Origin of the sequence: Streptomyces sp. NPDC091387 (assembly GCF_044756945.1) — a bacterium.
In the GTDB taxonomy this organism is placed as follows: domain Bacteria; phylum Actinomycetota; class Actinomycetes; order Streptomycetales; family Streptomycetaceae; genus Streptomyces.
On the sequence record NZ_JBIVTZ010000004.1, the window covers coordinates 165,751 to 180,818 of the forward strand.

Annotated in this window: 9 protein-coding genes; 6 read left to right on the forward strand and 3 right to left on the reverse strand. The window is 72.7% G+C overall.

The genetic code is table 11. The annotated features are described in order from the left end of the window. Positions 1 to 17 precede the first annotated feature (17 nt). Positions 18 to 2,957 (forward strand): FAD-binding and (Fe-S)-binding domain-containing protein, encoded by a 2,940-nt coding sequence (locus ACIQM0_RS10130; RefSeq protein WP_401285420.1) that lies wholly within the window; start codon positions 18 to 20, stop codon positions 2,955 to 2,957. Here ACIQM0_RS10130 and ACIQM0_RS10135 read toward each other — a convergent pair. Beyond that, positions 2,948 to 3,694, reverse strand: a complete 747-nt coding sequence (locus ACIQM0_RS10135) for a hypothetical protein (RefSeq protein ID WP_401285422.1) — start codon at positions 3,692 to 3,694, stop codon at positions 2,948 to 2,950. The two genes, ACIQM0_RS10130 and ACIQM0_RS10135, sit on opposite strands and share 10 nt — an antisense overlap. Positions 3,695 to 3,965: 271 nt before the next feature. Here ACIQM0_RS10135 and ACIQM0_RS10140 point away from each other — a divergent pair, with 271 nt between their 5' ends. From ACIQM0_RS10140 to ACIQM0_RS10155, 4 genes are read left to right on the forward strand one after another with little or no spacing between them, the layout of a single operon-like run. Then, positions 3,966 to 5,816, forward strand: coding sequence for an ABC transporter transmembrane domain-containing protein (locus ACIQM0_RS10140; RefSeq protein ID WP_401285424.1), 1,851 nt, complete (start codon positions 3,966 to 3,968; stop codon positions 5,814 to 5,816). Further along, entirely contained in the window at positions 5,813 to 7,594 is a 1,782-nt protein-coding gene (locus ACIQM0_RS10145) for an ABC transporter ATP-binding protein (protein ID WP_401285426.1), read from the forward strand. Before ACIQM0_RS10140 ends, ACIQM0_RS10145 begins: the two co-directional genes overlap by 4 nt. Positions 7,595 to 7,652: 58 nt before the next feature. Continuing rightward, on the forward strand, positions 7,653 to 9,413 hold the full coding sequence (locus ACIQM0_RS10150; protein WP_401285428.1) for an ABC transporter transmembrane domain-containing protein: 1,761 nt from the start codon (positions 7,653 to 7,655) through the stop codon (positions 9,411 to 9,413). Continuing rightward, positions 9,410 to 11,182: an ABC transporter ATP-binding protein gene (locus ACIQM0_RS10155; RefSeq protein ID WP_401285430.1), complete on the forward strand. Its 1,773-nt coding sequence runs from the start codon at positions 9,410 to 9,412 to the stop codon at positions 11,180 to 11,182. The genes ACIQM0_RS10150 and ACIQM0_RS10155 overlap by 4 nt, the downstream gene beginning before the upstream one ends. A 27-nt stretch (positions 11,183 to 11,209) precedes the next feature. Here the strand turns inward: ACIQM0_RS10155 and ACIQM0_RS10160 are convergent, their stop codons facing one another. Further along, entirely contained in the window at positions 11,210 to 12,082 is an 873-nt protein-coding gene (locus ACIQM0_RS10160; protein ID WP_401285432.1) for a methylenetetrahydrofolate reductase, read from the reverse strand. 119 nt (positions 12,083 to 12,201) lie between these two features. After that, positions 12,202 to 13,791 carry a DHA2 family efflux MFS transporter permease subunit gene (locus ACIQM0_RS10165; RefSeq protein WP_401285434.1) on the reverse strand — a complete coding sequence of 530 codons (1,590 nt, stop codon included), beginning with the start codon at positions 13,789 to 13,791 and terminating at the stop codon, positions 12,202 to 12,204. A 264-nt stretch (positions 13,792 to 14,055) separates the two neighbouring features. On the opposite strand from ACIQM0_RS10165, the gene ACIQM0_RS10170 reads away from it, so the two are divergent. Next, positions 14,056 to 15,051, forward strand: coding sequence for an Lrp/AsnC family transcriptional regulator (locus tag ACIQM0_RS10170; protein ID WP_401285436.1), 996 nt, complete (start codon positions 14,056 to 14,058; stop codon positions 15,049 to 15,051). The last annotated feature ends 17 nt before the right edge of the window (positions 15,052 to 15,068 follow it).

Below are 15,068 nucleotides of genomic sequence, written 5' to 3' on the forward strand. Positions count from 1 at the left end.
CGCCGAGGGGATCTCGAATGCCGCTGCTGGAGCCGAAGCCGGAAGCCCTGAGCCCCGGCGCGATGCGCAGCCCCACCCACGACCGGGTGACCGACGAGAGGGCGCCGGGCACACCCGAGCCGCTGCGGAGCGAGCTGACCGCGCTGCTGGGGCAGGGGAAGGTGCTGTGGAAGATCTCCGACCTGGTGCGGTACGCCTCCGATGCGAGCCCCTACCGGTTCGTGCCCCAGGTCGTCGTCGTCCCCGAGGACATCGACGACGTCTCGGCGATCCTGTCGTACGCGCACGGCAAGGGCCGCAACGTCGTCTTCCGGGCCGCGGGCACCAGCCTCAACGGCCAGGCGCAGGGCGAGGACATCCTCGTCGACGTACGGCACCACTGGGCGGGCATCGAGGTCCTGGACGGCGGCGCGCGGGCCCGCATCCGGCCGGGGACCACGATCATGCGGGCCAACGCCACCCTCGCCCGGCACGGCCGGCTGCTCGGCCCCGACCCGGCCAGCGCCATCGCCTGCACGATCGGCGGGGTCGTCGCCAACAACGCCTCCGGGATGACCGCGGGCATCAGCCGCAATTCGTACCGGACCGTGTCGTCGCTCACCTTCGTGCTGCCCGGCGGCACCGTGGTGGACACCGGCGACCCCTCGGCGGACGAGGACCTGGCGCACGCGGAGCCGCAGCTCTGCGCGGGGCTGCTCGCGCTGAAGGCGGAGATCGAGGCCGATGCCGCGCTCACCGCCCGGATCAGGGCCAAGTACGAGATCAAGAACACCAACGGCTACCGGCTGGACGCCTTCCTGGACGGCGCCACCCCGGTGGAGATTATGCGCGGGCTCATGGTCGGCTCCGAGGGCACCTTCGGCTTCATCTCCGAGGTCGTCTTCGACACCCTGCCGCTGGACCGCCACCTCTCCACCGCACTGCTCTTCTTCCCCTCCCTGACCGCGGCCGCGGCGGCCGTCCCGCTGTTCAACGAAGCGGGCGCCATCGCCGTCGAGCTGATGGACGGCAACACCCTGCGCGCCTCCGTCAGCGTCCAGGGGGTGCCCGCCGACTGGGCCGGGCTCCCGAAGACGACCGCGGCGCTGCTGGTGGAGTTCCGGGCACCGGACGAGGCCGGCCGGGAAGCGTACGAGCGGGCGGCGGCCGGTGTCGTACGCCGGCTGGAGCTGGTCCGGCCCGTCACCTCGGTCACCAATGAGTTCACCCGGGACGCCGGGACGATCTCCGGCTACTGGAAGGCCCGCAAGGCCTTCGTCACCGCGGTCGGCGGCTCCCGGCCCTCCGGTACGACCCTGATCACGGAGGATTTCGCCGTCCCGCCCTCGCGGCTGTCCGACGCGTGCGAGGCGCTGCTGGCGCTCCAGGCCGAGCACGGGTTCGACGCAGCTGTCGCGGGCCACGCGGCCCACGGCAACCTGCACTTCCTGCTCGCCTTCGACGCGGCGAAGCCCTCCGACGTCGACCGGTACGCCGCGTTCATGGCGGACTTCTGCAAGCTGACGGTGGAACGGTTCGACGGCTCCCTCAAGGCGGAACACGCCACCGGCCGCAATATCGCCCCCTTCCTGGAGCTGGAGTGGGGACCCCGGGCGACCGAACTGATGTGGCGGACCAAGCAGCTCATCGACCCCGACGGGGTACTGGCGCCCCGCATCGTCCTGGACCGCGACCCCAGGGCCCATCTGCGCGGCCTCAAAACCATCCCCCGGGTCGAACCGGTGGCCGACCCGTGCATCGAGTGCGGGTTCTGCGAACCGACCTGCCCCAGCCACGACCTGACCACGTCACCGCGCCAACGCATCGTGCTGCGACGGGAGATGATGCGGCAGCCGGGCGGATCGCCGGTGGAGACCGGACTGCTCGACGCGTACGGCTACGACGCCGTCGACACCTGCGCGGGCGACTCCACCTGCAAACTCGCCTGTCCGGTAGGGATCGACACCGGCGCCATGATGAAGGACTTCCGCCATCAGCGGCACTCCCCGCGCGAGGAACGGATCGCCGCGCTCACGGCGAAGAACTTCCGCGCCGTGGAGGCGGCGGCCCGGCTCGCGGTCGCCGCGGCGAGCCGGATCGACGACCGGCTGCTGGAAGGCGTCACCGGTCTCGCCCGCCGGGCCGTGCGCCCCGATCTGATGCCCGCCTGGCTGCCGGAGATCCCCGGGGCCGCCGCCCGCAAGCTGCCGCGCACCTCCAGGGCGGGAGCGAGCGCCGTCTACTACCCGGCCTGCGTCAACCGCATCTTCGCCGGCCCCGAGGGGCAGCACGCACCGTCCCTGCCGCAGGCCGTGGTCGCCGTCTCTGCGCGCGCCGGAAAGCCGGTCTGGATCCCGCCGGACACCGCCGGGACCTGCTGCGCGACGATCTGGCACTCGAAGGGCTACGACACGGCGAACGCCGTGATGGCCAACCGGATCGTGGCGGCGGCCTGGGGCTGGACAGCGGGCGGAAAGCTGCCGCTGGTCGTGGACGCCTCCTCGTGCACGCTGGGCATCGCCCATGAGGTGGTGCCGTATCTGACCGAGGACAACCGGGCGTTGCACCGCGAGCTGACCGTCGTCGACTCCCTGGTCTGGGCCGCCGACGAACTCCTGCCGGAGCTGACGGTGCTGCGCCGCGCCGGTTCCGCGGTCCTGCACCCGACCTGCTCGATGGAGCACCTGGGCGATGTGGAACACCTGCGCGCGGTCGCCGAGGCCTGCGCGAGGGAGGTCGTGATCCCGGACGACGCCGCGTGCTGCGGGTTCGCGGGCGACCGCGGGATGCTGCACGAGGAGCTGACGGCCTCGGCGACCGCGAAGGAGGCCGCAGAGGTGAACACCCGGGAGTACGACAGGTATCTCTCGGCCAACCGGATGTGCGAGATCGGCATGGACCGGGCGACGGGCCGTTCGTACTACTCGGTGCTGATGGAACTGGAGCGGGCGACCCGGCCCGGTCCCGGTCAGGTCTGAAGGCCGGCGCGGTCGCCCATGACGACGACCGGGTGCTGCTTCGGGTCGAGGGTGCGCAGCAGCTTCTCCATGGCGGCCTTCGGCAGGCTCACACAGGCCGATGTGCCGCTGCCGTGGTCCATGTGCAGCCAGATGCTGCCGCCCTTGGACTGTCCCTCGGGTCGCGTGGGGTCGTTGGGAGCGGTGCCCTTGACGCGGTTGTAGTCGATGGCGATGACGTAGTCGAAGTCGTGCCAGTGGGACTTGGCCCAGTAGTGCGGGGCCTGGATGGACGCCGTCTCCGTGTACGGGAGCAGGGCGCCCGGGTCGGGCAGCACACCGCCCGCGTCGGTGAGGCTGAAGACACCGACCGGGCTGCGCTTGTCGTCCTCGTGGTGGTCGGCGGCCCAGCCCTTCTTGCCGTTGTGGGCCTTCCAACCGGCGGCCTTGTCCCAGGTGGATCCGGTTCTGGTGTAGAGCACGACCGTGGAGTCCGCGGAGTTCCTGCCCTCGCCGTAGACGGCGACGACCTGACGGGTGTTGTCCGGGATCTGCGACTGCAACCGGTCGCCGACATCCGGAATGCGCTTCAGGTCGGTCGTCCGCGCCTTGTCCTTGTCCTTCGGCTTCCCGGCGTCGGCCGACCGCGCGTCGCCCTTGTCCGCGTCGGAACCTCCGCCGCACGACGTCAGGGTCGTGAGCAGGACACCGCAGGCGGCCGCCGAGACCACCACTCGTACCGCACCGGCTATATGCATTCGCCCATGGTCGCACTCCATCGCGTTCGGCCCCGCCAGCCCGTGCGGGCCGCGGCGAATGCGTGCCGAATCTTTACTCCCGCACCCGCCGGCGCCTGCCGCTCGGCCGGCCCGGGTCCGTGCCCCGGCCGCTCTCCCGGCAGGTAAAAGGGTTTGCCGCGCCCCCGGCGGGACGCGAGGATTGGACGGTTTGGTCCCCCCACACGCTTCTCCCCACGTGCTTCTGGAGGTCCCTCGCGGACCTCAGCTCCTTCCGACCTCTTGGGACGTCATGCAAATTCGCGATCTTCCGTACTCGGATCCCGGCGATCCCGACGTCCGGTCGGGCCCTCGCTTCCTGATCTGGCTCGGCCGCAACCAGATCCGCGGACAGCTCAAGGCCATGTCATGGGGCCTGCTGCACCAGTGCTCCATCGCCGGGCTGCCGCTCGGCGTCGGGTTCGCCGTCCAGGCGGTCGTGGACCGGTCCGGCGGGCGGCTCGCGCTGGCCGGCGGACTGATCGCGGTTCTCGGCGTACTGATCGCCGTGGGCGACACCATGCTGCACCGGACCGCCGTCACCAACTGGATCACCGCCGCCGCCCGGATCCAGCAACTGCTGGCCCGCAAGACCGCGGAGCTCGGCTCGGCGCTGACGCGCCGGGTCGCCGCGGGCGAGGTCGTCGCGGTGTCGACAGGTGATGTGGAGAAGATCGGCTGGTTCGTCGAGGCGCTCTCCCGTTTCGCCGCCGCCGCTGCCGCCCTCGTCATCGTCTGTGTCGGGCTCGTCCTCTATCTGCCCTCGCTGGGCGTGCTCGTGGCGCTCGCCATGCCGCTGCTCGCCCTGGGCGTCCTGCCGCTGCTCCCCCGCGCCACCCGCCGCGCCGACTTCCAGCGCGAGAAGGCGGGCAAGGCCACCGAACTGGCGTCGGACACCGTGGCCGGGCTGCGCGTCCTGCGCGGCATCGGCGGCGAGGAACTGTTCCTCGGCCGCTACCGGCGTGCCTCGCAGGAGGTCCGCAAGGCAGCCGTGCGCAGTGCGCGGATGTGGTCGTTGATCTCCGCGATCCAGGTCCTGCTGCCGGGCATCCTGCTGATCTCCCTGGTCACGTACGGGGCCGCACTGGCCCGCGACGGGAAGATCGACGTCGGCCAGCTGGTGACCGTGTACAGCGCGGCGACGCTGCTGCTGTTCCCGCTGCGCCACTTCGAGGAGATCGCCATGGCGTACTCCTTCTCGCGGCCGTCCGCGCAGCGCGCGGTCCGGGTGCTCTCGCTCAGCCGGGTCGCCCGGCCGTCGACGGTCGACGCCTCGCCCACCGGGGATCTGTACGACCCGGTCAGCGGACTGATGGCGCCCGAGGGCCTGTTCACCGCGGTGGTCTGCGGCGATCCGGACGAGGCCGGGCGGCTCGCGGACCGGCTCGGCGGCCACGCCCAGCCGGAGGTGACGAAGGACGGTGCCGCCGAGGACGGGACGGCGGCACACGAGGTGCCGTCCGTGCTGCTCGGCGGTGTCCCCCTGGACGAACTGGACCTGGACGCGGCCAGGACCGCCGTTCTGGTCCAGGACAAGGACCCGGTGCTGCTCTCCGGCACCCTGCGCGACCTGCTGGACGTGCCGTCGTCCGGCCGGGTGACCGCCGGGGACGCGCTGTCCGCCGCGCAGTGCGACGACGTCCTGAACGCGCTGGCACAGGCGTCCGTGGACGCGGACGGCGACCCGATGAACACCCGGATCACCGAACGCGGCCGGTCGCTCTCCGGCGGCCAGCGCCAACGCCTGGCCCTGGCCCGGTCACTGGTGACCGACCCGGAGGCACTGGTCCTCGACGAGCCGACGTCCGCCGTCGACTCGCACACCGAGGCGCGCGTCGCCGCTGGGATCAAGGCGCTGCGCAAGGACCGTACGACGGTGGCCTTCGCCTCGTCCCCGCTGCTGCTCGACCTGGCGGACCGGGTGGCGCTGGTCCACCGGGGCACTGTGGTGGCCGTCGGCACCCACCGTGAACTGCTGCGCGGCGAACCGCGATACCGGGCCGTCGTCACCCGCGAGACCGACGACGAGATCCCGGACCGGCCGCGCAAGGACGAAGCGATCCACGCGATCGACACCATCGAGGAAATCGAGGAGCGCGCATGACCGGCGTCGCACCACCGGCCTACGACCCGGCCGCGCCCGAGTCGGCCACCACCCTGCCGGTCGGCACCCCCACGACCGTACGGACGTACGCCAGGGAACTGATCCGGCGCCACCGGCGGCCCTTCACCGTGGTCACCCTGCTCAACACGGTCGCGGTGGTCTCCTCGATCGCCGGACCGTACCTGCTGGGAGGGCTCGTCGAGGACCTGTCCAACGGGGTCACCGACCTCCATCTGGAGCGCACCGCCGCGGTGTTCGCCGTCGCGCTGATCGTGCAGACCGTGGTCACCCGGATGATGCGGCTGCGCAGCGCGATGCTCGGTGAGGAGATGCTGGCCGATCTGCGCGAGGACTTCCTCGTGCGGTCGGTCCGGCTGCCGCCGGGCGTACTGGAGCGGGCCGGGACGGGAGATCTGCTCTCCCGGATCACCACGGACATCGACCGCCTCGCCAACGCGATGCGCGAGGCCGTGCCGCAGCTGGCCATCGGTGTGGTGTGGGCGGGGCTGCTCCTGGCCGCGCTCACCGTCACCGCTCCCCCGCTGGCGCTCTCGGTGCTCATCGCGCTGCCGGTGCTGATCGTCGGCTGCCGCTGGTACTTCCGCCGGGCGCCGTCCGCGTACCGCTCGGAGGCCGCCGGGTACGCGGCGGTCGCGGCCATGCTCGCGGAGACGGTGGACGCCGGGCGGACCGTGGAGGCGCACCGGCTGGGTGCGCGCCGGGTCGCGCTCTCGGACCAACGGGTCAAGGAGTGGACGGCCTGGGAGCGGTACACGCTCTTCCTGCGGTCCGTGCTGTTCCCCATCATCAACGCCACGTACGTGACGATCCTGGGCGCGGTCCTGATGCTCGGGGGCTGGTTCGTGATCGAGGGCTGGCTCACCGTCGGGCAGCTGACGACGGGCGCGCTGCTCGCACAGATGATGGTCGATCCGATCGGTCTGATCCTGCGCTGGTACGACGAGTTGCAGGTCGCCCAGGTGTCGTTGGCGCGTCTCGTGGGGGTCCGCGAGATCGAGCCGGACGCGGGTGACGCGGCGGTGGCGCCGGACGGGCGTGATGTGCGCGCCGACGAGGTGCACTTCGGCTACCGGGCCGGTCTCGACGTGCTGCACAAGGTGTCTCTCGACGTCGCTCCGGGCACCAGGCTGGCGCTGGTCGGCCCGTCCGGTGCGGGCAAGTCCACCCTGGGCCGGCTGCTGGCCGGGATCTACGCCCCGCGTACCGGTGAAGTGTCGCTGGGCGGTGCGCGGTTGTCGGAGATGACCGCGGAGCGGGTCCGTACGCATGTGGCGCTGGTCAACCAGGAGCACCATGTGTTCGTGGGTTCGCTGCGGGACAACCTGTTGCTGGCCCGTGCCGGTGCCGGGGACGCGGAGCTGTGGGCGTCGCTGGCCGCGGTCGACGCGGACGGCTGGGCCACCGCACTGGACGAGGGGCTGGACTGCGAGGTCGGCTCGGGCGGTGTGGTGCTCACTCCCGCGCAGGCGCAGCAGATCGCGCTGGCCCGGCTGGTGCTGGCCGATCCGCACACGCTGGTGCTGGACGAGGCGACGTCTCTGCTGGACCCGCGCGCGGCCCGCCATCTGGAACGCTCGCTGGCCCGGGTGCTGGACGGCCGTACGGTCGTGGCCATCGCGCACCGGCTGCACACGGCGCACGACGCGGATGTGATCGCGGTCGTCGAGGAGGGCCGGATCAGCGAGCTGGGCAGCCATGACGAACTCGTGGCGGCGGACGGCGCGTACGCGGCGCTCTGGCGGTCCTGGCACGGCTGACCGGGGCGGGACGGTCCCCGGATCCACCGGCTCTCCGGGGATCGTTAGGGTCGGGTACATGGCAGATTCCTATGTGGATCCGGGGACCCCTGACTGTCGCAGCGCGCTGCGGTACCTGTGGTGGCTGGTCACCAGCCAGGGCCGCCGGATCGCCGCCGGTGCGCTGCTCGGCAGTGCCTGGATGGTCTGCCTGACGCTGCCGCCGTACCTGCTGTCGCGCGCCATCGACGACGGGCTGGAGCCGGGGCGGTGGCCGGCGCTGGCCGGCTGGGTCGCGGCGCTGCTGGGTGTGGGGGTGCTGAACGCGTGGCTGGCCATCATGCGGCACCGCACGATGACCAGGGTGCGGCTGGACGCCGTCTTCCGTTCCGTGGCGGTCGTGGTCAGGCAGGCGACCCGGCTGGGCGGGGCGTTGCCGCGCCGGGTCACGGCCGGGGAGGTCGTCACGATCGGGTTCCGCGATGTCGCCATGATCGCCGCCACATTGACCATCACCGGTCCCGGGGTCGGCGCGGTTCTCGCGTATGTCGTCGTGGCCGTGCTGCTGCTGACCGTCTCACCGCTGCTCGCCGTGGTGGTGCTGCTGGGGGTGCCGCTGCTCGTGGTGCTGGTCGGCCCCCTGCTGTGGCGGTTGCAGGGCGTCGAGGCGGCGTACCGGGAACAGCAGGGCGGGCTCGCCGCCCGTTTCGAGGACATGGCCAAGGGCCTGCGTGTCCTCAACGGCATCGGCGGCAAGGAGGTGTACGCCGAGCGCTACCGGCTCGGTTCGCGTGCCCTGCGGGCGGAGGGGTACCGCGTCGGTGCGGTGACCAGCTGGATCCAGGCCCTCGGGGTCGGCCTGCCCACCCTGTTCCTCGGTGCCGTGACCTGGCTGGCGGCCCGGATGGCGGCTCAGGGGACCATCACCGTCGGCGAACTGGTCGCGGTCTACGGGTACGCGGCGGTGCTGGTGGTACCGGTCACGTTCTTCATCGAGGGCGGCTACGACCTCAGCCGCGGCCTGGTCGCCGCCCGCAGGGTCATCCGGTTCCTGGTCCTGGAGCCCGACTCCGCGGGCGGGGAGCCGACTTCGGACGCGCCCGGCGCGCCGTCCACGCTCCGTGATCCGGAGTCCGGCGTCGAGGTGGTGCCCGGCGGGATGACCGCACTCGTCAGCGCCCGGCCGTCGGACTCCGCGGCGGTGGTCGACCGTCTCGGCCGGTTCGTGGAGTCGGCCGCGACCTGGGACGGGATACGCCTCGACGAGATCGACCTGACGCGGATTCGGCGGCGGATCCTGGTCGCGGACAACGAGGCCGACCTGTTCGCCGGACCTTTGCGCGAGGTGATCTCCGGGGCGCTGGACCGGGACGAGGAGACCATCGGGCGCGGCGTCCACACGGCCGTGGCGCAGGACGTCGTCCGCGGTCTGCCGGACGGACTCGACTCGCGGATCGACGCGCAGGGCCGCAACCTCTCCGGCGGGCAGCGGCAGCGCGTCCGGCTGGTCCGGGCCCTGCTGGCCGATCCCGAGGTGCTCCTGGCCGTCGAGCCCACCTCTGCGGTCGACGCGCACACCGAGGCGGCCGTCGCGGCCCGGCTGCACGCCGCGCGGTCCGGCCGCACCACGGTCGTCACCAGTACCTCACCGCTCCTGCTGGACCGGGCGGACACCGTGTACTACCTGGTCGACGGCTCCGTCGCGGCCGTCGGCAGCCACCGTGAACTCCTGGACGGGCCGCCCGGGTACCGCCTGCTGGTGTCACGCGGGACGGACGGCGACGACCCCGGCCGCCCGGCCGAAGGCACCGTCCCGCCGGCCCGGAAGGCCGTGCGATGACCGCCGGCCCACAGGCGTCGGACCGGGCCCTGCCCGTCGCCGACCCGGCACGGGTACGCCGGGCGGCGCTGCGGCTGATCCGGCTGGACGGCCGTGCCTTCGCCGCCATGATCGCGCTCAACGCGCTCGCCGCCGGCGCCGGACTCGTCGGCCCGTGGCTGCTCGGCCGCATCATCGACGAGGTCAGGGCCGGCGGAGGGGTGGCCGCGGTGGACCGCCTCGCACTCACCATCCTCGCCTTCGCACTGGCCCAGCTGCTGCTGGCCCGGTACGCCGGCTACGTCGCGCACCGCTTCGGCGAGCGGACTCTGGCGCGTATCCGGGAACAGTTCGCGGAGCGGGCACTCGCACTGCCCGCCGCGGTCGTCGAGCGGGCCGGCACGGGCGACCTGATGGCCAGGGGCACCACCGATGTCGCCGCGGTCGGCGCCACGCTCCGGGATGCCGGGCCCGACGTGCTCATTGCCGGGGTCCAGGCGCTGTTCATCCTCGGAGCGGTCTTCGTGCTCGATCCGCTGCTCGGCGCGTGCGGCGTGCTGGGTCTGCTCGGCATCTGGTTCGCCGCCCGCTGGTATCTGCGCCGGGCCCTCACCGCGTACCTCGACGAGGGAGCCGCCAACTCGGCCCTCGCCGAACAGCTCGCGGCCACCGCCGCCGGCGCCCGTACCGTCGAGGCCCTGGGGCTGGGGCAGCGCCGCATCGCCGCGTCCCAGGAGGCGATCGAGCGATGCCGGAGCACCCGGAACCGGACGCTCTTCCTGCGCAGTGTGCTCTTCCCCGCCGTGGACATCTCCTACGTCATCCCGGTGGCCGGCGTCCTGCTGATCGGCTTCGCGCTGCACGAGCACGGCGCGATGAGCCTCGGCGCGGTCGTCGCCTCGGCCCTGTACCTGCGGCAGCTGTCCCAGCCCCTGGACACCGTCCTCCAGCGGATGGAGGAACTCCAGAGCAGCAGGGCCTCCTTCGCGAGGGTGGAGGGCCTCGGCCCGGCGGCGCAGGCCCCTGCGCCCGCCTCCGTCACGCCGGACGGCGACCGGATCGACGTGGCCGGTGTCCACTACGCCTACGACGACGGGGCCGACGTCCTGCACGGTGTCGACCTGACGGTCAGGCCCGGCGAGCGGCTGGTGATCGTCGGCCCCTCCGGTGCCGGAAAGACCACGCTGGGCAGACTTCTGGCGGGCATGGACACGCCGCGGGCCGGCTCGGTGACGGTGGGCCGGGTCCCGGTCGCCGGACTGGACCCCGACGTGCTGCGCCGGCACGTCGTCCTCGTCACCCAGGAGCACCACGTGTTCCTCGGCACGGTGAGGGAGAACCTGCGGATCGCCTCGGCCGGTGCCACCGACGCCGAACTGCACGCGGCACTCGCCGCCGTCGGCGCCGAGTGGGCCGATGAACTGCCGGACGGCCTGGACACCGACCTGGGCCAGGGCGAGCACCGGCCGGACGGCGCCAGGGCGCAGCAACTCGCCCTGGCACGCGTGGTGCTGGCCGACCCGCACACCCTGATACTCGACGAGGCCACCGCGCTCCTGGACCCGAGGACCGCCCGGCACACGGAGCGCGCGCTGGCCGCCGTCCTCGAAGGCCGGACCGTCGTCGCCATCGCGCACCGCTTGCACGCGGCGCACGATGCCGACCGGGTGGCCGTGATGGAGGACGGCCGGATCACCGAACTCGGCTCCCACGACGATCTCGTGGCGGCCGGCGGCGCGTACGCCACGCTCTGGCGCTCGTGGCACGGCGAGCGGCCGCCTTCCCCCTGAACCGGCGCAGCCGGGGCGGACGACGCGTCAGTTCCCCGCCCCGGTACGGAAGTCGGTGAGCCACCTCGACGTGGCCCCGATGCCGCCGAAGGTGTAGAAGTGCAGCTTGAGGACACCGTGGCGGCGGGTGTCGTAGCCGTCGGCCAGGGCACGGATGAAGCGGTCGGGGCCGGCCGTGCCCATCAGGTTGGTGAGCGAGAATCCGTACTTCTTCGCGATGGACGTGCTCGTGCCGACGCCGAAACGCGCGGCGTACGTCATCAGTCGCTTGATCCCGGCGGGGCCGGGGACCCCGACGCGCACCGGTGCGTCGATGCCCCGTTTCCGTACCGCCTCGACCCAGGCGAGGACCGGGTCCGCGTCGAAGCCGAACTGGGTGATGACATCGCCGGACAGTCCACGCCGGGCGAGGGCGGCGGTCTTGTCCTCGATCGCCGACCAGAGCGCCGGGCCGGCGATGGCGGGGTGCCCCTCGGGGTAGCCGCCGATACCGACGTGCCGGACCCCGTACGACTGGAGCAGCCCGGACCGGATGAGCGCGAGGGCGTCGTCGTAGGGGCCGTGGGGTGTGGCGGGGTCTCCGCCGATGACGAGGACGTTGTCGGCCGTGCCGTCGGAGCGGAGCGCGGCGAGGAGTTCCTCCAGTTCGGAGCGGGAGCGCAGCCGGCGGGCAGAGATGTGCGGGACCGGGGTGTATCCGAGCCGCCGGACGGCGCGGGCCGCGGCCAGCCGCATGTCCAGGTCCTCGTTGCCGAGGAAGGTGATGTTGATCCGGGTGCCGGCCGGGATGCGGTCGCGGGCCTCTTCGAGCCGGGGGACGTCCTTGCCCGTCATCTCCAGGGAGAAGTCCTCCAGCAGCGCGGCGATGGCCGGGGCAGAGGGCGTGGAGAGCGCGTCCATGGTGCTCCTTGTCCGTGTGGTTCTCCCTTGACCACAGTTTGCCGGTAGGGGGGCGGGGCCGGGGCGCGGGGGTCCCCCGGCGGTGCGCGGGTGCGCTGCCGGGGGACCGCAGCCGTCCGTCAGCCCACCTGGGCCCGCCCGGCGGCCGGCGCGTCGCTGGAGGAGGCCGCGACGGTGGACGTCCCGCGCGGGCGGCGCAGGAGTGTCGCGGAGACCAGGGCGGCGAGCAGCGTGAGGGCGGCGGCGACGACCAGGCAGAGACGGAGGCCGTCGAGGAAGGCGTCGCCCACCGCGCCGAGGGCCTGACCGGTGCCGGCGCCCAGGTTCATCTGGGCGACCGCGCCGAGACCACCCGCTCGGGCGGTCTCGGTGATGCTCTGCCCGGCCGCTCCCGTGATCCCGGCGTCGGCGAGATGCGCGGGGAAGGTGTCCAGGGCGCGGGCGGTGAGGAGGGCCCCCAGGACGGCCGGGCCGAGTGCCCCGCCGACCTGCCGGAAGGTGTTGTTGCCGGCCGCGGCCATACCGGCCAGGTGGGGAGGCACGGCGGCGACCGCGGTCGCCGTCATGGGGGTCAGGACTCCGCCCATCCCCAGGCCCAGCAGCGCCAGCCGCCAGGCGATGGAGGCGAACGACGTGTCCGCGTCGACGGTGGTCAGCGAAAGCAGCGAGCCGGAGACGACGAGCAGTCCGGCGGTGATCAGGACGCGGGCGGACACGCGGTGCATCAGCCGCCCGACCGGGGCGCCGGCGACGATGGCGGCGCCGGTGACCATGAGGAGACGCCAGCCCGCCTGGAGGGTGTCGAGCTGCTGCACCAGGCCGAAGTAGAGGCTCAGGAGGAAGAAGAAGCCGATCAGCGCCAGGAAGGTGATCATCGCGACGAGCGTGGTGGCGGTGAACGCCGGGCTGCGGAACAGCGTCAGGTCCAGCATCGGGCTGTCGCTGCGCCGCTCGGCCACGACGAAGGCGACGGCGCCGGCCGCGGCGATGAACAGCGCCACCAGTACCGGGGTGTCGGTGAACGAACCGGCGCCGCCCTCGATCACGCCGTACACCAGCGCGGTGATCGCCGACGCGGCGGTGATCTGGCCCGGCCAGTCCAGCCGCCGCCCGTGCGGGGCCCGCGAGTCGGTCAGCAGCCGGGCGGCGACCCCCGCCGCGAGCAGCGAGACGGGAATGACCAGGAGATAGATCCACCGCCAGGCGGCGTGTTCCAGGATGACCCCGGCGATCAGCGGACCGACGGCCAGCGCCAGCAGGAGCGAGGTGGCCCAGAGGCCGATGAACTTGCCGCGCTCCCGGTGATCGGGGACGGCGTGGCTGATCAGGGCCAGCGTGGTGGGCAGCAGCGCGGCCGCACCGAGTCCGGCGATGGCCTGGCCGGCCCACAGCATCTGGATCGACTGGGCGGTCAGTGCGACGGCGGCGCCGACGGCGGAGAACAGCAGGCCCGCCTGGAACACCCTCTTGCGCCCGTGGACCTCGCCGAACACACCGGCGGTCAGGATGAACGCGGCCATGGGCAGGACGAACGCGTCCTGGACCCAGGACAGCTGGGCCGTCGACGCGCCCAGAGCCGCCTGGATGGCCGGCAGGCTCACGGAGACGGTGGTCACCGGCAAGTAGGCGACGAATACGCCCAGGCAGGCCATGGCGAGCGTGGCGGCCCGCCGGTCGGTCGGCCCGCTCGCCGAGGATGTGACGTTCACGGATGCACTCCTTTGCGGCGCAGCGCGCCGCGATTGATGTCCAGCGGGGGTTCCGTCCGCTCCGAGCGCCGGTTCCCGGCCGCGTCGGTGTCCCGTACGGCCCCGAGCGCCGATCCGCAGGTGGGAGACGGGGCCGGGGAATGTCGGGCCTTCGTCGGACGGACCCGCACGCCAGCATCCGTGACACCGGGCGGAATCAACGAAGCGGCTGCTTCAATTGATCGGAAACCTCTGCGGACTCGCACCCCATGGCACACTTCCACCGTGATCGACGCCCTGGACATGCACATCCTCCGCACGCTCCAGTGCGCGCCGCGCGCCCCGTTCCGGCTCATCGGCGAAGTGAACGGGGTGTCGGAGCAGACCGCGGCCCGCCGCTATCACGCGCTGCGCCGCAGCGGTGTGATGCGCGTGGTGGGCCTGGTCGATCCCGCTGTGCACGGGGAGGCGCAGTGGGTCGCGCGCATCCGCTGCCGTCCCGACCGGGTCGGCCCGCTCGCCGACGCACTCACCCGGCGCCCCGACATCGCCTACGCGAGCATCGCCTCCGGCGGCTCGGAGATCATCTGCGTCATCCGTTCACCGCTCGCCGCCCAGCGGGAGGACATGCTGCTCCAGCAGCTGCCCAGGTCCGCCGCCGTGCTCGACATGAGCATCGATCTGCTCATTCACCCCTTCGACACCCCCGGCGCGCCGGGGTGGACCGGCTACGGCGGACATCTCACCCCGGAACAGGAACAGCGGCTGACCGGCGGCCCGTCCCCCGCCCCGGCCGGGCCGCTCGTCCCGCCGACCGCCGAGGATGTCCCGCTCCTGGACGCCCTCGCCGAGGACGGCCGTACCTCGCACACGCAGCTCGCCGGGCTCACCGGCTGGTCCAAGGGCCGCGTCGCCCGCCGCCTGGAGGCCCTGGAGTCGTCCGGCACGCTCTCGTACGACATCGACCTGCTGCCCGAACGCCTCGGCTACCACCTCAACGCGACGCTCCGGCTGCGCGTCGCCCCCGCCCACCTGGAACGTGCCGGGCACGAGATCGCCCGGCACGAGGAGGTCGCGTTCGCCGGCGCCACCAGCGGCGACCACAACGTGATGGCCATCGTCACCTGCCGCGACGGCGAGGACTTCTACCGCTACCTGACCACCCGCCTCGCGGCTGTGCCCGGCGTCGACTCCTACGGGGTCAGCATCCGGGTCCGCCGCCTCAAGCAGGCCGCCTCGCTGATCTCCCACGGCCGCCTGGTGCATCCGGCACCCGGGTAGGAGCGGGTGCCGGGCGC